Genomic DNA, 19,556 nt, shown 5'->3' with positions numbered 1-19,556 from the left:
CCCCCTCTTCTGGGTGAATCATGCCGATTGATACAACGCTGATCGTCGCCGGGGTGGCGGTCGTGGGCATGGCGGTCGCCGCCATCCCCACCGTTGCCGACGCCCTGGACCGCCGGGCCCGCCGGAACGCCGGCATCGACCTGATGGACCAGGCGCAGCGGTTCGACTTCGCGCGGGATACGATTGCCGGGCGGGAAGCGTCTGCGTGGGATGAGAGATGAGGGAGGGGTGGTCCCCCTCTCTCTCTCGTGGTGAAAGCGGCCATTATGGGCCTTATTTTCGATTCTGGGCGGTTATTTCTCTATGATTTGGCCTCCGTTTTTAAAAACGCTAAAATGGCGGTAAAATCTCTAATTGAGGGGAAATGCCTCTGATTCTACTGGAGGTACATGCCCTGCCTGAGGAGATGATGGCCCCGAAGAAGGGGATCATCTGCACGGGAGAGGAGGGGGGCGGGAAATAGGGCGGAAATCGGCGCGAATTTGAGAGGTGCGCCAGAGCGCTGTGAGCCTTGTTTTCATGGAGGCTATGTGCAACCCTGATCTTCGTCACGTTGTTCGGTGGGCTTTTCGGGGTGCAAGCCTTGTTTTGGTGGAATTCTTCTGCAACACTGGGAGACGAACAGATCCTGACACTCTCGATCCCGGTAAAGTTGCAATCCTTTTTTTCGTGGAACCCTTCTGCAACGGTTCTGCGCCGTGCTCGTCGCTCCGTCGCCGAAGTGTTGCAATCCTTTTTTTCGTGGAACCCTTCTGCAACTGTAACATGATCACTATCGACAATGTATATGATGTAATGGTTGCAATCCTTTTTTTCGTGGAACCCTTCTGCAACCGTTGGAAGCGGAATTGGCACAGGCACAGGCCAGAACGTTGCAATCCTTTTTTTCGTGGAACCCTTCTGCAACGGATATCTATAATGAATTCATGGATGCAGAGGGAACTGTTGCAATCCTTTTTTTCGTGGAACCCTTCTGCAACAATTGTCACAGATATCCAAAAGATTTATCGATGAAATTAGTTGCAATCCTTTTTTTCGTGGAACCCTTCTGCAACAGACCGTGCGTCTCCCGGTATCCTGCGCTATGTGCATGGTTGCAATCCTTTTTTTCGTGGAACCCTTCTGCAACCAGAACAGGAAACCGTGCTCGCGGGTAGTGTTTCAGATCTTCTGTAATTCGTCTGAGCCCTGTCTCCTTGTTTGATCATTCCCCCTCCATCGTCAAATATCTTCTGCCGGTCACCCACTCCTCATTGATGTCCATCAGGATGGATCCTGCCAGCCTGAGGAGTGACTCTTCATTGGGAAAGGCCCCTACAACTTTGGTTCTCCGTTTCAGTTCCTTGTTGACTCTTTCCATCATGTTCGTCGTTCGGATCCGCTTTGCGTGCTCTTTCGGGAACGCCGTGTAACTCATAAGTCCCGGGATGAATCTCTCGATCGTATTGGCCGCTTTCCGATATCCTCGTTCGTTCAGATCATCTGCAAGCTGCTGAAGTCTTTCCTCGTCCCCATATGCCTCCTTCAAGGACTCAGCAACTTCTTTCTGATGTTTCCGTGGAATATTCTTTAAAACCGCCCGGGTGCAATGGACCGAGCACATCTGCCACGATGCGCCGAGGAAGGCGGCTTCCGCCGCCTTCTGGATCCCGGCATGACCATCTGAGACAACCATCTTGACACCCACCAATCCTCGTTCTTTGAGGTCTTCGAACAATCCCGACCAGAACATCTCATTTTCACAATCAGTGATTCTAGCTCCCAGGATTTCCCGGTAGCCATCCATTCGAACACCGGCGATCACCAGAAGAGCTTTGGTGATGTAGCGTGGTCCCTCTCTGACTTTGTAGTACGAAGCATCCACAAAGAGATAGGGAATCTCCTGTTCAATAGGCCTCTGAAGGAATGCATGGACCTGTTCATCGAGGTCCTTTGCTATCCTGGATACTGAAGCAGGAGAGAGTTGTTCGATGCCAAAATGAGCAACAATCTCCTGGATCCGGCGGGTTGAGACTCCCTGAAGGTAGGATTCAAAGATAGCATTCTCAAGAGCCTTCTCAACCCGGGAATAGCGTCCAAATACCTGTGTTTCGAAGGGGAACTCTCGGAATTGTGGTTTCTGGAGGATCGTTTCTCCATATCGGGTTTTTAGAGAGCGCTTCTTGTAGCCGTTTCGGTGAGCCTTCCGCGCATCGGTTCGTTCATACTGCTCGGCTCCCGCCTGGTGGAGGGCTTCGAGCAGCATCACCTGGTTGAGGAACCAGGTGATGAGGGTCTTCATGCCATTCTCATTATCGGAAAGATAATCTTCGATTAACGCTAAGGGATCCATGGCCCTGTTTCTCCTTTGTCCAAATCTAGGTTGGATTCAGGGCCAAATTATTTTTACAGAAAATTCGTTACACTATCGATATTATCCAGACCCATTACTTCGCTAAAATGTTTGAGACGCTCATCCGGAGGTCAAACCATCGACTTCCCTTCGCGTATCTTCGCGACTTCGCGTGAGTTTTCCAGAAAAACAGAACAAAAAAATCACGCTATAGAACGCGAAACCGCGAATTCAGGTGTCCGGGTGCTGCTAACTCCGCTTTGAGTCGTCGCGCGAGGCCACATCACTCGATGTCGGATGTCAAAATGAGTGAAGTACTGAGACCAGACTCGACCCGCTTGAAGAGGCTGTCGCGGCCATGATCAGAAACGAAAGGGCATAACCCCTCCACCGTCCCATGGGCCTCCCTATTCCTCCTCCCCCATCCACCCCATCCTGACCCAGCGGTCGTACTCCTCAGGCCGCCAGTCCCGGTTCTCCCGCACGATCGCGGCGAAGCAGGCGCGGTTCTCCGCGATCTCCGCCTCCTGATCGGGGTACGACGGTCGCGCGCGGACCGCCTCCACCAGACGCCGCCCGAGGTCCCGCGCCGCCTCCTCGGCCCCATAGATCGCCCCGGGATCGTCGCCGAGGGCGGCGCTCATCCCGCCGACGGCGATTACCCCCAGGTAATTGAGCACGTGGTTCAGGTAGGCCACGACCTCATCGCCGCCCGAGCCCCAGGTGGTAGCGACGGCGCAGCCGTACTTCCCGGCGCAGGTCTGGTAGTGGATCGCGTCGGCCAGGCGGTCGATGAAGACCTTCATCTGGCCGGTGACGCCGTCGATATACACCGGCGAGGCGAAGACCAGGGCGTCGGCATCGATCATCCGCGCGTAGGCGGCGTTGAAATCGTCGTCAAAGACGCAGGCGCCGTCCAGGCTGCAGCTCTCACAGGCAATGCAGGGGGTGATCCGCAGGTCGGCGAGGTCGATGAGGTCCACCTCTGCCCCGGCGTCTGCAGCGCCGTCGAGCACCCAGCGCGCCAGTTTTCTCGTCCTGCTCCCCATCCCCCGCGGGCTTCCCTGTAGTGCGCAGATCTTCATGAAAATAACCTGGTAGAGTATTGCAGGGAAGGGAAAATAAAGGGAAGGCTGGTTCAGGCAGAGAACTGCAGTGAGAAGAGACCTACTTCTTCTCCCACTTATAGAGCTCCTGCACCTCGGCGAGGGTGCTGCCCCGCGCGATCTCGGCCCGCACCCGCTCCTCATTCTTCTTCACCTCGAGGGCGCGGCGGGCGACCTCGTAGGCCCGCTCCTTGGGAACAACGACGGCGCCGCTCTCGTCGGCGACGATCCAGTCGCCGGGCCTGACCGTCTGGCCGCAGCAGGGGATCTCGGCGTTGATCTCCCCGAAGCCCTTCGGCTCCCCGGCGTTCGGGACAGAGGCGCGGGCGAAGAGGGGAAACTTCAGGGCCCTGATATCGTCGACGTCCCGTGCAGAACCGTCGATGATCACCCCGGCGACCCCGCGATTGATCGCGCTCCTGGTCGCCAGTTCGCCCCAGGGGGAGACGTGCGTGGCGGCGGCGTTGTAGATCACCAGGACGTCGCCGGGTTTGCAGACGTCGATCGCCTCCACCGGTTTTGCCCAGTCGCCCGGGAAGGACTGGACCGTCACCGCCGGGCCCACCGCCTTCACCCCGAAGGTGAGGGGAAAGAGCCCGTTCATCGCCCCTTTCCGGTGCATCGCATCGGTGACGTTCGGGGCCGAGACCTGCATGAACAGGGCCCTGATTTCCTCGTCCATGCTCTGCTTCGCAGGGGAGGCGACGGACGGAGCGTCGATCGCCTCCCGGATCCGCCGGGCCGAACCCTCGACGTCACCCGACTTCACGATCCAGCCCCCGACGATGACGATATCGGCCCCGACCGAGACGGCCTGCGCCGCCGTCGAGGCGTCGAGCCCCCCGGCGACGGCGAGGGGGATCGAGACCTCGCCCGCAAGGGAGCGCAGAAGGTCCACCGAGTTTTTGCCGATCATCTGCTGGTCGATCCCCACATGGGCATTGACGATATCGACGCCGAGAGACGCCAGGTCCCGCGCCCGCGCCACCGGGTCGGCGACATTGATCAGGTCAGCCATGACCCGCACCCCATAGAGATGGGCCGCCCGGACGCACTCGGCGATCACCGTATCGTCGGCATCGGCGAGGACGCAGACGACGTTCGCCCCGGCCTTCGCCGCCATCTCCACCTCGACCGTCCCGGTATCGGCGATCTTCATGTCGGCGACGATCACGCGACCAGGAAAGGCCTCGCGGATCTGACGCACCGCGGCCATCCCCTCGCTCTTGATCAGCGGGGTGCCCACCTCGATCCAGTCGGCGCCGCCGGCGACCGCTTCCTCTGCGATCCTGACGGCACGGTGCAGTTCAAGAATATCAAGCGCAACCTGGAGCGTCGCATGCGTCATGCGATCGAGATGGGGCAGGAATGCTGTTAAGGCTTGCCTCCATGCGTCAGGCATAAGAGCCCTGGGGGCACACGCTCTCCAGATACCATGATCAGACTCGTCCTTTTACGCCACGGCGAGAGCGTATGGAATAAAGAGAACCGGTTCACCGGCTGGACCGACGTCGACCTCTCTGAAAAAGGGATCGCCGAGGCGCACGAAGCAGGAAAAACCCTCCTGCGCGAGGAATACACCTTCGACTGCGCCTTCACCTCGGTGCTGAAACGGGCGATCCGCACCCTCTGGATCACCCTCGACGAGATGGACCTGATGTGGATCCCGGTGGAGCGGTCGTGGCGTCTGAACGAGCGCCACTACGGCGCCCTGCAGGGCCTGAACAAGGCCGAGATGGCCGAGAAGTACGGCGACGAGCAGGTGTTTGTCTGGCGGCGGAGTTATACAGTCCCGCCCCCGCCCCTCGACGCCGACGACCCCCGCCACCCGGGAAAGGACCGGCGCTACGCCGTCCTCTCCCCTGAAGAACTCCCGGGGACCGAGTGCCTGAAGGACACCGTCGCCCGGTTCGTGCCCTACTGGGAGGGCGCGATCGTCCCGGCCTTGAAAGAGGGGAAGCGGGTGCTCATCGCCGCCCACGGCAACAGCATCAGGGCGCTCGTCAAGCACCTGGATAAGATCCCTGACGACGCCATCGCCGAGGTGAACATCCCGACCGGTATCCCCCTGGTCTATGAACTCGACGACGACCTCCGCCCGATCCGCCATTATTACCTTGCGGACGAGGCAACGGTGCGGGCGGCGATCGAGGGCGTAAAAAAGCAGGGGAAAGCGGAAAAATAATTTTTTTGCCGGATCAGGCCTTCGTCACCGGCCTGAGGGGGAAGATGTACGGGATCTCATCGCGGTGCTCGATCACCACGTCCACCCCGTAGACATGTGCGATCACCTCAGGGGTGAGGACGTCGGCCGGCGGGCCCTGCGCAGCGATCGCCCCGCCGGAGAGCACGATGATCCCGGTGCAGTACCGGGCGGCCAGGTTGAGGTCGTGGATCGCCATGATCGCAAGCCGCCCCTCATCGACGGCGAGGCGGCGGATCACCTCCATCACCTCCATGGCGTTTCTGAGGTCCAGGGCGCTCGTGGGTTCGTCGAGGAGGAGGAGCGGCGACTCCTGCGCCAGCGCCCGGGCGATCATCACGCGCTGGCGCTCCCCGCCCGAGAGAGTGTGCACCTGCCTGAAGGCGAGGTCCTCGACGCCGAGCAGTTCCAGTGCGCGGACAACCTCCTCCTCGTCTTTTTTCCCGATGTTCCAGGAGAGATGGGGGCGGCGGCCCATCAGCACCGTGTCGAAGATGGTCGCGGACGAGCTGTTCCTGATCCCCTGCGGGACATAGGCCACGCGCTTTGCCACCTCCATCCGCGGGAGGAGAGAGAGATCGGCGTCATCAAGGAGGACACTTCCCTCCGGCCTGATGATGCCGTCGATGCACCTGATCAGGGTGGTCTTGCCCGAGCCGTTCGGGCCGACAAGCCCGACCAGGGCCGGCGCCCCGGCGTCGAACGAGATATCGGAGAGGATCCGGCGGTCCCTGATCATATAGGAGAGGTTCCTGACCGAGAGGTTGATCATCGCTCACTCCTCCCGCGCAGGAACAGGGCGATGAAGAACGGCACACCAAGAAACGCCGTCATGATCCCGACCGGCAGGATCGTCGGGGCGAGGAGGGTCCTGGCCAGGCTGTCGGCGCCGAGGAGGAGGAGCGCCCCGACAAGCCCGGACGCCGGCAGGAGGAAACGGTGATCGGTGCCAACGACCATGCGCGTGATATGGGGCGCAACAAGCCCGATAAACCCGATCGTCCCGGTGAAGCAGATGATCGAGGCGGTGATCAGGGAGGCGATGAGCATGAAGATCGTCATCGAGCGCCGGACCGGGATCCCAAGGCTCTCGGCGATATCGTCCCCCTCGGCAAGGGCGTTGAGGTCCCAGGCGCGGTAGACCAGATAAACGGTGGATACGGCCAGGATGGCGGCGATGATCCCGACCTTTGGCCAGTCTGAACGGCCAAGGGACCCGAACATCCAGAAAACGACTTCCTGGACCTGCTCTGAGGAACCGACGTACTGGAGGAGGGAGGTCACGGCCGAGAAGAGGTACATGAGGGCGATGCCGGCGAGGATCATCGATTCGGCCCCCATGCCCCTGAACCGGGCCATGCCATAGATGATGGCGGCGGCGAGGAGGGCGAAGAGGAAGGCGTTGCCGACAACGAGGTACTCCCCGCCGACGATCCCGACGCCGAGCACGATGGCGATCGAGGCGCCGGTCGCCGCTGCGGAGGAGATGCCCAGGGTAAAGGGACTTGCCAGTGGGTTTCTGAGGATCCCCTGCATCACCGCCCCGGCGATAGCCAGACCGAACCCGGCGGCGATCCCCATCAGCACACGGTGGAGGCGGTAGTCCCAGACGATGGTCATCGCCGTATCGGTCGCCGTGAACAGGTCAGGGAAGAGCCCGGCGAGGATCGCCCCGTACACCTCGACCACCGAGAGGTCGGCGCTGCCGAGGGTGACCGCCACGCCGGCCAGGAGGACGATGAACAGCGTCATGCCGGCGAGGAAGAGGGCCCTCTTCCTCCGTGCCGCCGCAAACGCCGATCGAAGGTCTGTGTCAGGCATGGCATCACGGATAGGCGAAGATCTCGTCGGCAAGGTCGATTGCAAGGCGCTGGTAGTCGGTCAGGTAGACCTGATGGATCTGTGCGGGGTCGATGTCGGGGAAGACCTCAGGGTAGCACCATTTCGCCATATAGACAACACCGATGAAGTGCTCAGGCCCGCCGAAGATGTCGTTGTGGAGGAGGTGCACGTTCCCGTTCTTCACGGCAGAGAGCGCCTTCCAGCCCGGGCGCTCGGTCAGGCGCGTATAATACTCAGGGATCATACCGACATCTGTGTTATCGTAGCCGCCGGCATCGTAGGAGCCGGCACCGATCAGTTTGACGATCACGTCGGGGCTGGCGCCGATCACCGCCTCGGGATCGATCTCCGGGTACTCGGTCGGCAGGGCGGAGAAGACGTTTCTGCCCCCGGCCATCCTGATCTTCTCTTCGTAGCCTGAACCCGATGAACCGGTCTTGTAGTCCTTCCAGTTCTCCAGGTATACGCGCGTCCGGTCTGCCTCTGCAACCCCTGAGAGCCGCGCCGGGATTCTATCGAGGGTGCCGGTGTAGAATGACGCAAACGCTGCTGCTTCGGCCTTCCTATCGAAGATGGTGCCGAGGGCGCGGATCTCCGAGGCATACGTTCCTGGATGGTAGCAGTCGAACCTGAAGACCTGGACGCCGGGGATGGTGCCCTCCAGTTTTTTCTGGATCTCGTCGCAGGCGTCCTTGCTCGTCGTCGCATACAGGAAGACGGCGTCCGGGCGGAGGGAGACGATCGCCTCGTAGTCGGGCGACCAGATGCTCCCGATGACCGGGGTTTCGGCATACTCCGGGAAGAAAGAGGGCCGGTCAGCCGAATATTTGTCGATCCCGACGATGACCGTATGATCGACCCCGAGAGAGCGCAGGGTCTCCAGGGTCTCCCCGTTCATGACGACGATGCGGGAGGGTGCCGCATCGATGGCATGTGTCCGGCCCGATGAGTCGGTGATGGTCCCTGCGGCAGGACGGTACGCGGCAGCGGCGTCCTGCACGGCGGCGAGGTCAGGGGCGTCAGGGCCGCCCGAGAGGAAAGCGAGGACCAGGGCGACGAGGTGGTCTTCGCTGACCTGACCGTCCCCGTCGGTCCCGGCGGCAATGGCCGGGGCAATAAGAAGGAGGAGGCAGATGAGGAGAGCGATCTGCTTCACCGGCGCCACCTCCTGAGGGCCGGGACGGCGAGGAGACCTATAAGGCTCAGACAGACGCCCGGGCCGGGCGCTGCGGGTGTCTCAACACTTCCCGCCGGTATCGAGGACGATGGTATGGTGCCGTTCGTCCGGGCCGTAAAGTCCCACCATGCACCGGCGATCTCGCCGCCTGCTCCATCAGAGGCGCGCACGCGATAGGTGACGGTCGATTCGTTTATCACGCAGAAGCAGATCTGGTCGCCCTGGACCAGCACCCTGGACGACGGCAGGGAGGAGTCGACATAAGTGAACCCTTCTGGAAGCGTTTCGGTGAGGCCGCCCACCTCCATGCCGCTAAAAGACAGCGTCACGGTGATCAGCCCCCCGGCATTGGAAGGGCCCACCTCCCGCACAACGGTCCCGGCGGCCAGAACGGGCATGCAGAGGAGGATGGAGACGCACAGAAACAGCAGCGCTGTTCGTCTTACGATCGTCCGGGGAGGTATTACAGTCAGCATTATTTGTCTTATGAGGTTCTAAGGTTTTAGATATTTTTGCATAGACAGTGAGACATTTCGACTCCATGGTCCGGGATCAAACGACAGTGTAACGAATCTTCTGTAAAAATAATTTGGCCCTGAATCCAACCTAGATTTGCAGAAAGGAGAAACAGGGCCATGGATCCCTTAGCGTTAATCGAAGATTATCTTTCCGATAATGAGAATGGCATGAAGACCCTCATCACCTGGTTCCTCAACCAGGTGATGCTGCTCGAAGCCCTCCACCAGGCGGGAGCCGAGCAGTATGAACGAACCGATGCGCGGAAGGCTCACCGAAACGGCTACAAGAAGCGCTCTCTAAAAACCCGATATGGAGAAACGATCCTCCAGAAACCACAATTCCGAGAGTTCCCCTTCGAAACACAGGTATTTGGACGCTATTCCCGGGTTGAGAAGGCTCTTGAGAATGCTATCTTTGAATCCTACCTTCAGGGAGTCTCAACCCGCCGGATCCAGGAGATTGTTGCTCATTTTGGCATCGAACAACTCTCTCCTGCTTCAGTATCCAGGATAGCAAAGGACCTCGATGAACAGGTCCATGCATTCCTTCAGAGGCCTATTGAACAGGAGATTCCCTATCTCTTTGTGGATGCTTCGTACTACAAAGTCAGAGAGGGACCACGGTACATCACCAAAGCTCTTCTGGTGATCGCCGGTGTTCGAATGGATGGCTACCGCGAAATCCTGGGAGCCAGAATCACTGATTGCGAGAATGAGATGTTCTGGTCGGGATTGTTCGAAGACCTCAAAGAACGAGGATTGGTGGGTGTCAAGATGGTTGTCTCAGATGGTCATGCCGGGATCCAGAAGGCGGCGGAAGCCACCTTCCTCGGCGCATCGTGGCAGATGTGCTCGGTCCATTGCACCCGGGCGGTTTTAAAGAATATTCCACGGAAACATCAGAAAGAAGTTGCTGAGTCCTTGAAGGAGGCATATGGGGACGAGGAGAGACTGCAGGAGCTTGCAGACGATCTGAACGAACGAGGATATCGGAAAGCGGCCAATACGATCGAGAGATTCATCCCGGGACTTATGAGTTACACGGCGTTCCCGAAAGAGCACGCAAAGCGGATCCGAACGACGAACATGATGGAAAGAGTCAACAAGGAACTGAAACGGAGAACCAAAGTTGTAGGGGCCTTTCCCAATGAAGAGTCACTCCTCAGGCTGGCAGGATCCATCCTGATGGACATCAATGAGGAGTGGGTGACCGGCAGAAGATATTTGACGATGGAGGGGGAATGATCAAACAAGGAGACAGGGCTCAGACGAATTACAGAAGATCTGAAACACTACCGATCAAACGCCAGTTCCCCAGCACAATGCAGAGAAAAAAATACAATCATCGGCGCTGTTGAATCGCACATGAGTCCGGGAAGGGGACACAAGCATACCCCATGAAATGTTTTTCATGGTAAACCCTCGTGCCGGGTTTGATATCTCTCCTGTAATCGCAGAGAGGGGGTGCAGATCCCCCGCTTTCCCCATACTGCCGCCGGGGGTTTCATCCCATTGGAGCGGATCGGCCCCGGGAAGAGCGAACAGGACGTGCGGGGGGTCATATCCCCACCTATCCTGCGCGGGGGTCCGGGGGCAGCAGTCCCCCGGCGCAGGCACGCCAGAATAGGATTTCAAAAAAGCCCAATCATCTGTTTTTTCTGGACGAACCTGAAAATCTTGACCCGAACACATAAAAAAAGATTATTTCCTCCTCATCAGCAGGAAGATCCCCAGGGCGGCGAACGGCAGGATCTCCAGGAGCGGGGAGGCCTGCGGCGTGGTAGCCTGGGCCGCCGTTGTGCCGGTCGCGGCCGGAGCCGCGGTGGTCGTGGGGATTGCCGGCGTCGTCGCTACGGGGGTCTGCGTGGGAGTGGCGGTGACAGCAGGTGTCTCGCCCGCGGACTCGCCGGCGACCGAGGCACCGTTCTTCTCGGTCACGACGGCGAAGTACGAGAACCCGGACGAGGTGGCGCGATAACGCGCCTCGTTGCCGCTCTCGCCGATCAGTTCGGTCGGCAGGGCGGTCCAGGCACCGTTGTGATAGCGCATCAGCACGATGTCGCGGACCGTCAGGCCCCGCTCGGCCAGCCATGAGAGCGGCACCGAGAACTCGAAGATTGCCTCCTCGATCCCGTCGTCGGTCGTATAGGAGAGGTCGGCCTCCAGGTAGCGGTAGACCGCACCCGAAGGTCCGTCGACCGGGATCGTCCCCTGTTCGGTGACCGCAAGCATGATCCCGCTGGTCGGCCTGGAGACGGTGACCATCACCCTCGAGACTGTTCCCGAATAGGAGAACGAGATGGTTTCACCGGCTGAGAGGTCGCCTGCGGCGGCGATCGTTCCGGCGTCGTCGTCCCCTCCGGTGTCAGGGGCGGGTGTCGGCGGTACGATCGGGCCGCCGTACTCGAGGACGAGGATCGCGCACGCCGCATCGAAGTAGTCGTTGTCGCTCCGGAAGGCGGCGACCGGGGTGGCGTTGAGGTCTGCGGTCACGTCGCGCTCATCGATCCCGAGGTTCGAGGCGCCCGCATAACTCCAGGCCGTTGTCCAGGCCTGGTTCCCGAAGAGGAGCGTGCCTTCGGCGTTCGCCGCCGGGGCGACGGTGATCAGGCGGGCGGCGGAGAGATTCACGCCCAGGAGCGGCTGATAGGTGAAGGGTGCATAGGCCGTTGCCTCCTCGGGCGAGACGGCATACGATGCCCTGCCCGAGAGGATGTCGTAGCCGGCGTTGAAGATGATCTGCTTCTGTGTCGCCGCGGGATCCTCGTAGACGACGAAGAGCGTCATGCCGTTGAACGAGGACTTGCCGGTGCCGAGGTTTGTGAAGACCGCTCCGTTGCCGGCAGGGTCAAAGGCATCGGTCACATTGTAGACGACCATGCCCGAGGGGTAGTTGTACGTCCCGTAGAGCTTCCGGTCGGTGTAATGGGCGAGGTAGGGCACCCCCACGCCGTTGAAGGCGAGCGTGATGTTGTCAGGCATCACCATGCTCTGATCGTAGGTGTAGAAGGCGCAGAGGTACGCTGTCCCGACTGTTGCATTGGCCGGAAGGGCGAGGTCGGCAGGGGTCCAGTTCGCCGTGTAGTCTGTCCAGCCTGCCGAACCGCTCATGTACGCCGAGTCGCCGGTGGAGTACGCAAGGCCCCCGGTCACCGTGAAATTCGTCAGTTCGACGATGTCATCGCCGCCGGTGTAGCGTTTGCCCTTGTAGCCGTTGTACACCACGCTCTTCGTGAGGGTGAGGTTGTTTGCAGGGGAGGCGTCCGTCGTGACGACGATCGTCACGGCGTCGCCAAGGGCGCGGATCGCCGGGTCGACGACCGAGACGGTCGTCGTGTTCCCGGCGGCGAGGTCAGAGACGCTCACGTTCTGCACGGCGCCATTGATCGAGAACAAGACCTGGAAGGCGCCCGATGCGGCGGTGCCGTTGTTCTTGACCGTCGCCGCGATCGTGTTGGGCTCGTTTGCAAAGATCTCGTTGGCGTTTGGCGTGATGGCCGTGATCTCGAGGTCCTGTGCGGCAGGAGTGCCCAGGTCGAGGACAAGCACCGCACACGCCGCATCGAAGTAGTCGTTGTCGCTCCTGAAGGCGGCGACCGGGGTTGTGTTGAGGTATGCGGTTACATCGCGGTCGTCAATGCCGAGGTTCGAAGAACCGGCGTAGTTCCAGGCAGGCGTCCAGGTCTGATTCCCGAAGAGGAGGATCCCTTCGGCGCTCGCCGCCGGGGCGACCGTGATCAGGCGGGCGCTGTCGGCGGAGGCGATCCCGGCGAAGGGTGCATAGGCCGTCGCCTCCTCGGGCGAGACGGCATACGATGCCCTGCCCGAGAGGATGTCGTAGCCGGCGTTGAAGATGATCTGCTTCTGTGTCGCCGCGGGATCCTCGTAGACGACGAAGAGCGTCATGCCGTTGAACGAGGACTTGCCGGTGCCGAGGTTTGTGAAGACCGCTCCGTTGCCGGCAGGGTCAAAGGCATCGGTCACATTGTAGACGACCATGCCCGAGGGGTAGTTGTACGTCCCGTAGAGCTTCCGGTCGGTGTAATGGGCGAGGTAGGGCACCCCCACGCCGTTGAAGGCGAGCGTGATGTTGTCAGGCATCACCATGCTCTGATCGTAGGTGTAGAAGGCGCAGAGGTACGCTGTCCCGACTGTTGCATTGGCCGGAAGGGCGAGGTCGGCAGGGGTCCAGTTCGCCGTGTAGTCTGTCCAGCCTGCCGAACCGCTCATGTACGCCGAGTCGCCGGTGGAGTACGCAAGGCCCCCGGTCACCGTGAAATTCGTCAGTTCGACGATGTCATCGCCGCCGGTGTAGCGTTTGCCCTTGTAGCCGTTGTACACCACGCTCTTCGTGAGGGTGAGGTTGTTTGCAGGGGAGGCGTCCGTCGTGACGACGATCGTCACGGCGTCGCCAAGGGCGCGGATCGCCGGGTCGACGACCGAGACGGTCGTCGTGTTCCCGGCGGCGAGGTCAGAGACGCTCACGTTCTGCACGGCGCCATTGATCGAGAACAAGACCTGGAAGGCGCCCGATGCGGCGGTGCCGTTGTTCTTGACCGTCGCCGCGATCGTGTTGGGCTCGTTTGCAAAGATCTCGTTGGCGTTTGGCGTGATGGCCGTGATCTCGAGGTCCTGTGCGGCAGGAGTGCCCAGGTCGAGGACAAGCACCGCACACGCCGCATCGAAGTAGTCGTTGTCGCTCCTGAAGGCGGCGACCGGGGTTGTGTTGAGGTATGCGGTTACATCGCGGTCGTCAATGCCGAGGTTCGAAGAACCGGCGTAGTTCCAGGCAGGCGTCCAGGTCTGATTCCCGAAGAGGAGGATCCCTTCGGCGCTCGCCGCCGGGGCGACCGTGATCAGGCGGGCGCTGTCGGCGGAGGCGATCCCGGCGAAGGGTGCATAGGCCGTCGCCTCCTCGGGCGAGACGGCATACGATGCCCTGCCCGAGAGGATGTCGTAGCCGGCGTTGAAGATGATCTGCTTCTGTGTCGCCGCGGGATCCTCGTAGACGACGAAGAGCGTCATGCCGTTGAACGAGGACTTGCCGGTGCCGAGGTTTGTGAAGACCGCTCCGTTGCCGGCAGGGTCAAAGGCATCGGTCACATTGTAGACGACCATGCCCGAGGGGTAGTTGTACGTCCCGTAGAGCTTCCGGTCGGTGTAATGGGCGAGGTAGGGCACCCCCACGCCGTTGAAGGCGAGCGTGATGTTGTCAGGCATCACCATGCTCTGATCGTAGGTGTAGAAGGCGCAGAGGTACGCTGTCCCGACTGTTGCATTGGCCGGAAGGGCGAGGTCGGCAGGGGTCCAGTTCGCCGTGTAGTCTGTCCAGCCTGCCGAACCGCTCATGTACGCCGAGTCGCCGGTGGAGTACGCAAGGCCCCCGGTCACCGTGAAATTCGTCAGTTCGACGATGTCATCGCCGCCGGTGTAGCGTTTGCCCTTGTAGCCGTTGTACACCACGCTCTTCGTGAGGGTGAGGTTGTTTGCAGGGGAGGCGTCCGTCGTGACGACGATCGTCACGGCGTCGCCAAGGGCGCGGATCGCCGGGTCGACGACCGAGACGGTCGTCGTGTTCCCGGCGGCGAGGTCAGAGACGCTCACGTTCTGCACGGCGCCATTGATCGAGAACAAGACCTGGAAGGCGCCCGAGGCAGAGGTACCGTTGTTTTTCACCGTCGCCGCGATCGTGTTGGGCTCGTTCGCAAAGATCTCGTTGGCGTTTGGCGTGATGGCGGTGATCTCGAGGTTGGCCGGCTGCGCCTTCACCGAAAGAAGTGCAAGGACAGACCGGTAGTAGGACCCGGCACCGGGCCACGCAAAGGTGTTGTAGCCCGATACAACGCTTGCGTTCACGTCAAACCTGTTGTACCCGCTGTAGGTGACCTTGTCAGAATCGTAGGCGGCGATCGTATCGCCGTTGAAGGTGTACTCCGTCGCCTCGGTGCTCGCCAGGTAGAGATTGGTCAGGTCGGCATCCTCAAAGGCCGCCGGGAGATCAGAGAGATCGAAATCGGTGCTGCCCGGACCGTTGAAATGGCCCCCATTCACCCGGTAATATACCCGGTCGGCATCGCCGTCGTTGTATGCCGCCACCAGGCAGGCAGCCTTCACCCGCCCATCAAACGAACCGGTCGTATTGACGAGCACCGAGGGATTCTGTGCAGAGATCAGATCCTTCACATCGTACCAGAGGACGTAGTTGCTGCTCTCCCGCGTGATGTGCGCTTTGCCCGGAATAACGCCGATATCGGTCGAATTCAGGGACTCCAGGGCAAGGGGGTCGAAGGTGCCGTCTCCGTCGCCATCGATGGCGATCTCGACGGTGGTCTGCTTTGCCTCCGCCGTGCTCCCGAGATACACGGCCACATACAGGCGCGCCCAGTCGAGGTCAGTGTACGCCGGCAGGGCATATGCCTTCGTCACCTCGACGCCGCCGGTCGATGGCCATGATGTGTTCCACATGATGCCGGGATCGCTCCAGAGTCCGCCTGAGACGGTGCCCGATCCCACCGTGACCAGATCGATCCCGTCGGCGCTGACCGTCGCCGGTATCAGGGCGAGGCAGAGGAGCAGACCCAGGACCAGAGGGATATACCGTCCGGCATTCACTGAAGGTTCAGATTTTCTTTCTAAAATTAAATGAAAAACAGCACATTTCTTCATAGAAACACCTCTTTATGTATGATCATTAGATCGAACCTTAATATTTGATATGATAAAAATGTTATCCGGTGAGCGCAAATGCGCCGGGAAAAAGGGGAGTTGCCCCTGAAACTTCCTCTCTGCTTCAGGAAAGGGTGAAAGTATAGGTGTTCGCCCTCCTCGGCAGCACGACGATGTCGTCTCTGGTCGCCGAACCAGTCTTTCCTGTCACCTTCACCTCATACCTCCCGATACGCATATACCCGAAGGTGTGGGGCGTCACCTCGCCGGTGTCCTTCCCATAGAGATAGATCTTCCCTCCAGGAGGATCGCTGGCGACCGTCAGCGAGCCGTACGGATACCCTTCGAGCACAAAGGAGAGGTCGGCGTCATCGGAGAGATTCGGATCATCGACGAGCAGGATCCGCCTCTCCTGCGGGATATATCCGGCACGGGAAACTGAGATGAGGTGCCGGCCTGGAGAGACGTTGGCGATCGTGGACGGGGTGGCGAACCCGGTCTCGAAACCGTCGATAAAGATCGCTGCACCTGCCGGACTCGATCTGACCAGGACGCCAGCCGTTGCCGGCGCAGGTTCGCCGGGGCAGCACTCCGCACCATCGTCGAGGAAGTCAGAGATCATAAAGGAGTAGTAGCCCGTCGCATTTTTGATCGAGAAAAACGACGAAATCCCGGCTACATCCACCCGTGCCGGGACCTTCGTGTTCAGCCGCATCCCGTTCACCGAGAACTCCGCACCTCTGAAAGATTCAGGGGCAACCGTCACCGATCTGACCTTCACCTGGTCCTGGACAAAAGAGACCGGAGTCACGGCGCCGGGCGTAACAGAGCACTTTATACTGTCGATCGGGAAGTTCCCGTTGCCATTCTTGATCTTCACGGTATGGATGCCGGGTTTGAGGCCGCAGATCACCTGCGGCGTGGTGTACGAGAGCGTCCGGCCGTCGAGGACGATCGTGGCGCCGTCGGGTTTTGAGGTCACATAGATGCACCCGGTTGTGTCCACCTCTGCCTCTGCCGTCTCGATCAGCCCGGGCGATACGACATATGTGCTTTCAGTGAGGTCTGCAGCGACCGTTGCACTCCCATCGAGAGCAATGGCCGCAACGAGAGGGCTGTAGAGTTCGTGTTCAAGCCTGACCTCATGATCGCCCGGCTGAACCGACGTGAGAGTGAAGGGCGTTGTCCTGCCGGTATAGGTGCCGTCCAGATAGATCAACGCTCCTGCCGGTGCCGAGGACACCCGGATATCCCCTGGCTTGAGGGGGGCGGGCGTCGTAACAGCGGCGATCGGCTTCTCTTCAGAGGGGATGGCATCGGCGACCGGGATCCCGGGATCTGCGGTTGAATGTATCCCGAAGAGAGAGAGGATCCAGGACCAGAGAGAGGAGAACCAGCTGATAGCCAATGGCCCATCCGCCGGCCCGTTCTCGTCGCTCTCTGACTCCTGGACGGTGGGGGTGGGGGCGGTAGTGCGTCCGGGCTCAGCCGTCTCTCCTGCCTGGAGAGAGGCGGCAGGACCGGCGTCGGCAGAGAGGGTGAGGAGCAGAACGGCAAGCCTGTTCTCCATATAATCCCCTTTGCCTCCCTCAGGGACACTCCGTATGGTGGCGGTGTTCTCCCCGCCCGTCAGATAGGGGAGGACGTCGACGCTCGCAAGGCTGATCGCCGAAGACCCGCCCTGGAGCAGGTTCCACCACTCCCCGCCGTTGAACCCGACGGCGTTCGCCTCTCCCTCCTCACCGGTCGCCGCCGTGCTGACCGCCGTGAAACGGGCACCGGCGACCCCCGAGGGTTCAGGAAGATCGGAAAAGAGCATCGTCGTCATCTCCTCAGCATCCCCGGCAAGCACGGCGTCTGAACCCTCGGCGATCCAGTACTCCCTCTCAGGGGCGTCGGGCATCTCGTAGGCCAGCATCAGGAGGCAGCCATAGAGGGCAAAGGTGGTGCGTCCGGTCCCGCTGTTCGCGGCCTTCACCGTCAGGTTCCCCCTGCCGACATGCGGTGTCAGATCATAGACGAAGGTCTCGACCGGGTAGTCGTACGGGCCCTCCCCTTTTCTGTCGCTGTAGCGTGCGCCCGCCTGGACCAGCGTGCCGTTGGCCGAGAGGGCGATCTCTGCCCCGCTCCCGATCCGCTTCCCCTCGTCGTGGGCCCATGTGCTCAAGAGATAGAGCCTGGCCTCCCGCACCGCCGCCCCCTCAGGGAGACCGGGATCAATGACGGCGCTCGATGTCGACCCGGACGGCAGCAGGCCGGTGTAATTGCTCACCGAAGTGATGCTCAGGTTGCCCCTGATCGAAGCGTGCCTGGCCACCGTGAGCGTCCCTCCGGCATATCCGCTGCCGCCGGCACTCCCGCCATTCCCGTCTGAGGACGACCCGCCGGTGGTGAGGACGGCCCGCACCTCGGCCACCGCCCCATCCTCAACCGTGACCGTGGTCGAATAGGCGGTATAGCCGGCCAGGTTCAGGGTGAGGGTATGGCTCCCGACAGGCACATGCTCGATCACCGCGTCGGTGGTCTTTCCGGTATCGATCCCGTCGAGGAGGATCGCTGCTCCTTGAGGCTCCGACACCACGCTGATCGAACCGGTAAGGGGCGCCAGGGTGAAAGAGACCGCTGTTGTGGATCCCTTTTTGACCGTCACCGTGCGCTCGTCCGGAGTTTTGTACCCCTCTTTTTCCACGCGGACCGTATGATCCCCGACTGCAAGCCCCGTAACCGTCGTGTTCGTCACACCCGACTCCTCGTCGTCGATGTACACCGTTGCGCCCGCAGGAGAGGACGAGACGGCGATCGATCCCGACTCCTCTTCAGCGTACCTGACCGAGAGGACGGCGCCGAAGATCTTATAGAAGGTCTCGGTCTCCAGACGGTCGTAGGTGAGGCCGGCATCCCGCCCGGGCTGCAGGCTATCGCCGACATCCCAGGTGTTCTTCCCGAAATAGGCTCCCACGGGGCTGCCCCCGTCAAGAGATGCGCCGTTAAACCTGTACTCCGCATCGGCCGATGCGAGGTAGAGCACCGAGAGACTGGCCGATTCAAAACCCTCTTCGAGTTCGTTCGTCGAAAACTCTGTCTCACCCACGTATGCATCTGCTTTGTACGAATCGGTGTCATGCCCATGGTTCACCCAGTAATGGACCGTATCGTTGTCGCCGTCGTCATATGCGGCGACCAGGACGAACGCCTTGATCCGGCCGTCAAACGAGGGCGAGACCTTTGCGGTCCTGGCACGCACCTTCAGCGTGCCTGATGAGAGGAGCGGGGTGGCATCGTACCAGATCAGGTAGTCGCTGGTCACACGGGTGCAGTGGTCGTTCAGGGCGACCGGGCCGGTGCCCCCCTCGCCGGGAAAGGAGTAAGGAACATTGAGGTTCTCGGCGTACTCCCGCGTGCCGGCGCCGCCCCCGTCGATAGAGACGGTCGCCTTCCCCTCATAGTTATTCTCCATATGGCCGCAGTAGACCACGACATAGAGCCGCGCCCATCGCACCGTCGCCCCCGCAGGGAGTGTGAAGGTCTTTGTGGCATCGGTGGCAAGGCCAGGATAGGCGTCGATGAACACCCCGCCCGAGACCGTCCCGCTCTCCACCGTCGAGAGGGGGATGCCGCCGACATAGAGGTCGGCAGAGACCGCTGCGGGGAGGAGGAGAAGCGCAAACAGGATCACCGATAGTGATACAGACCAGATTCTCTTTCCATGCAT

At 60.7% G+C, this 19,556-nt stretch carries 12 protein-coding genes and 1 CRISPR repeat array; of the genes, 3 read left to right on the top strand and 9 right to left on the bottom strand.

The window, feature by feature from the left end; all coding sequences use genetic code 11:
* Positions 1-20 precede the first annotated feature (20 nt).
* On the top strand, positions 21-221 hold the full coding sequence (locus HWN36_RS00060) for a hypothetical protein (RefSeq protein ID WP_176787305.1): 201 nt from the start codon (positions 21-23) through the stop codon (positions 219-221).
* A 352-nt stretch (positions 222-573) separates the two neighbouring features.
* Positions 574-1,129: a CRISPR direct-repeat array (repeat unit 36 nt; unit sequence GTTGCAATCCTTTTTTTCGTGGAACCCTTCTGCAAC).
* A gap of 75 nt (positions 1,130-1,204) precedes the next feature.
* Here HWN36_RS00060 and HWN36_RS00055 read toward each other — a convergent pair.
* The 3 genes from HWN36_RS00055 to hxlA form a co-directional block, all read right to left on the bottom strand.
* Positions 1,205-2,332 carry an IS256 family transposase gene (locus HWN36_RS00055; protein ID WP_176787304.1) on the bottom strand — a complete coding sequence of 376 codons (1,128 nt, stop codon included), beginning with the start codon at positions 2,330-2,332 and terminating at the stop codon, positions 1,205-1,207.
* 407 nt (positions 2,333-2,739) lie between these two features.
* On the bottom strand, positions 2,740-3,417 hold the full coding sequence (locus HWN36_RS00050; protein WP_176787303.1) for a flavodoxin family protein: 678 nt from the start codon (positions 3,415-3,417) through the stop codon (positions 2,740-2,742).
* A gap of 82 nt (positions 3,418-3,499) precedes the next feature.
* Positions 3,500-4,786, bottom strand: coding sequence for a 3-hexulose-6-phosphate synthase (hxlA, locus tag HWN36_RS00045; RefSeq protein ID WP_176787302.1), 1,287 nt, complete (start codon positions 4,784-4,786; stop codon positions 3,500-3,502).
* A gap of 87 nt (positions 4,787-4,873) precedes the next feature.
* Between hxlA and gpmA the strand changes: the two genes are divergently transcribed.
* Positions 4,874-5,623 carry a 2,3-diphosphoglycerate-dependent phosphoglycerate mutase gene (gene gpmA, locus HWN36_RS00040; protein WP_176787301.1) on the top strand — a complete coding sequence of 250 codons (750 nt, stop codon included), beginning with the start codon at positions 4,874-4,876 and terminating at the stop codon, positions 5,621-5,623.
* Between the two features lie 13 nt (positions 5,624-5,636).
* On the opposite strand, the gene HWN36_RS00035 is transcribed toward gpmA, so the two are convergent.
* From HWN36_RS00035 to HWN36_RS00020, 4 genes are read right to left on the bottom strand one after another with little or no spacing between them, the layout of a single operon-like run.
* The gene (locus HWN36_RS00035; RefSeq protein WP_176787300.1) at positions 5,637-6,413 is read right to left on the bottom strand and encodes an ABC transporter ATP-binding protein; all 777 of its coding nucleotides are present in this window, start codon (positions 6,411-6,413) and stop codon (positions 5,637-5,639) included.
* On the bottom strand, positions 6,410-7,462 hold the full coding sequence (locus tag HWN36_RS00030; RefSeq protein ID WP_176787299.1) for a FecCD family ABC transporter permease: 1,053 nt from the start codon (positions 7,460-7,462) through the stop codon (positions 6,410-6,412). Before HWN36_RS00030 ends, HWN36_RS00035 begins: the two co-directional genes overlap by 4 nt.
* A gap of 4 nt (positions 7,463-7,466) precedes the next feature.
* Positions 7,467-8,639: an ABC transporter substrate-binding protein gene (locus HWN36_RS00025; RefSeq protein WP_176787298.1), complete on the bottom strand. Its 1,173-nt coding sequence runs from the start codon at positions 8,637-8,639 to the stop codon at positions 7,467-7,469.
* On the bottom strand, positions 8,636-9,058 hold the full coding sequence (locus HWN36_RS00020) for a hypothetical protein (RefSeq protein WP_176787297.1): 423 nt from the start codon (positions 9,056-9,058) through the stop codon (positions 8,636-8,638). The genes HWN36_RS00025 and HWN36_RS00020 overlap by 4 nt, the downstream gene beginning before the upstream one ends.
* Positions 9,059-9,295: 237 nt before the next feature.
* Here HWN36_RS00020 and HWN36_RS00015 point away from each other — a divergent pair, with 237 nt between their 5' ends.
* Positions 9,296-10,423 carry an IS256 family transposase gene (locus HWN36_RS00015; RefSeq protein WP_176787296.1) on the top strand — a complete coding sequence of 376 codons (1,128 nt, stop codon included), beginning with the start codon at positions 9,296-9,298 and terminating at the stop codon, positions 10,421-10,423.
* Positions 10,424-10,879: 456 nt separating this feature from the next.
* Here the strand turns inward: HWN36_RS00015 and HWN36_RS00010 are convergent, their stop codons facing one another.
* Together HWN36_RS00010 and HWN36_RS00005 are read right to left on the bottom strand one after the other, a co-directional pair.
* Positions 10,880-15,790: a DUF3344 domain-containing protein gene (locus HWN36_RS00010; protein WP_176787295.1), complete on the bottom strand. Its 4,911-nt coding sequence runs from the start codon at positions 15,788-15,790 to the stop codon at positions 10,880-10,882.
* A 178-nt stretch (positions 15,791-15,968) separates the two neighbouring features.
* The gene (locus HWN36_RS00005) at positions 15,969-19,520 is read right to left on the bottom strand and encodes a DUF3344 domain-containing protein (RefSeq protein ID WP_176787294.1); all 3,552 of its coding nucleotides are present in this window, start codon (positions 19,518-19,520) and stop codon (positions 15,969-15,971) included.
* Between the last annotated feature and the right edge of the window lie 36 nt (positions 19,521-19,556).

It is taken from the genome of Methanofollis tationis (genome assembly GCF_013377755.1).
Taxonomy (GTDB): Archaea; Halobacteriota; Methanomicrobia; order Methanomicrobiales; family Methanofollaceae; genus Methanofollis; species Methanofollis tationis.
This window is presented reverse-complemented; position numbering and strand designations above follow the sequence as displayed.

What these genes read in the sequence shown, in the direction of transcription:
- HWN36_RS00055 (WP_176787304.1), bottom strand. Translation starts at nt 2,332, where the DNA reads ATGGATCCCTTAGCGTTAATCGAAGATTATCTTTCCGATAATGAGAAT.
- HWN36_RS00060 (WP_176787305.1), top strand. Translation starts at nt 21, where the DNA reads ATGCCGATTGATACAACGCTGATCGTCGCCGGGGTGGCGGTCGTGGGC.
- HWN36_RS00050 (WP_176787303.1), bottom strand. Translation starts at nt 3,417, where the DNA reads ATGAAGATCTGCGCACTACAGGGAAGCCCGCGGGGGATGGGGAGCAGG.
- HWN36_RS00020 (WP_176787297.1), bottom strand. Translation starts at nt 9,058, where the DNA reads ATGCCCGTTCTGGCCGCCGGGACCGTTGTGCGGGAGGTGGGCCCTTCC.
- HWN36_RS00035 (WP_176787300.1), bottom strand. Translation starts at nt 6,413, where the DNA reads ATGATCAACCTCTCGGTCAGGAACCTCTCCTATATGATCAGGGACCGC.
- HWN36_RS00030 (WP_176787299.1), bottom strand. Translation starts at nt 7,462, where the DNA reads ATGCCTGACACAGACCTTCGATCGGCGTTTGCGGCGGCACGGAGGAAG.
- gpmA (WP_176787301.1), top strand. Translation starts at nt 4,874, where the DNA reads ATGATCAGACTCGTCCTTTTACGCCACGGCGAGAGCGTATGGAATAAA.
- HWN36_RS00015 (WP_176787296.1), top strand. Translation starts at nt 9,296, where the DNA reads ATGGATCCCTTAGCGTTAATCGAAGATTATCTTTCCGATAATGAGAAT.
- hxlA (WP_176787302.1), bottom strand. Translation starts at nt 4,786, where the DNA reads ATGACGCATGCGACGCTCCAGGTTGCGCTTGATATTCTTGAACTGCAC.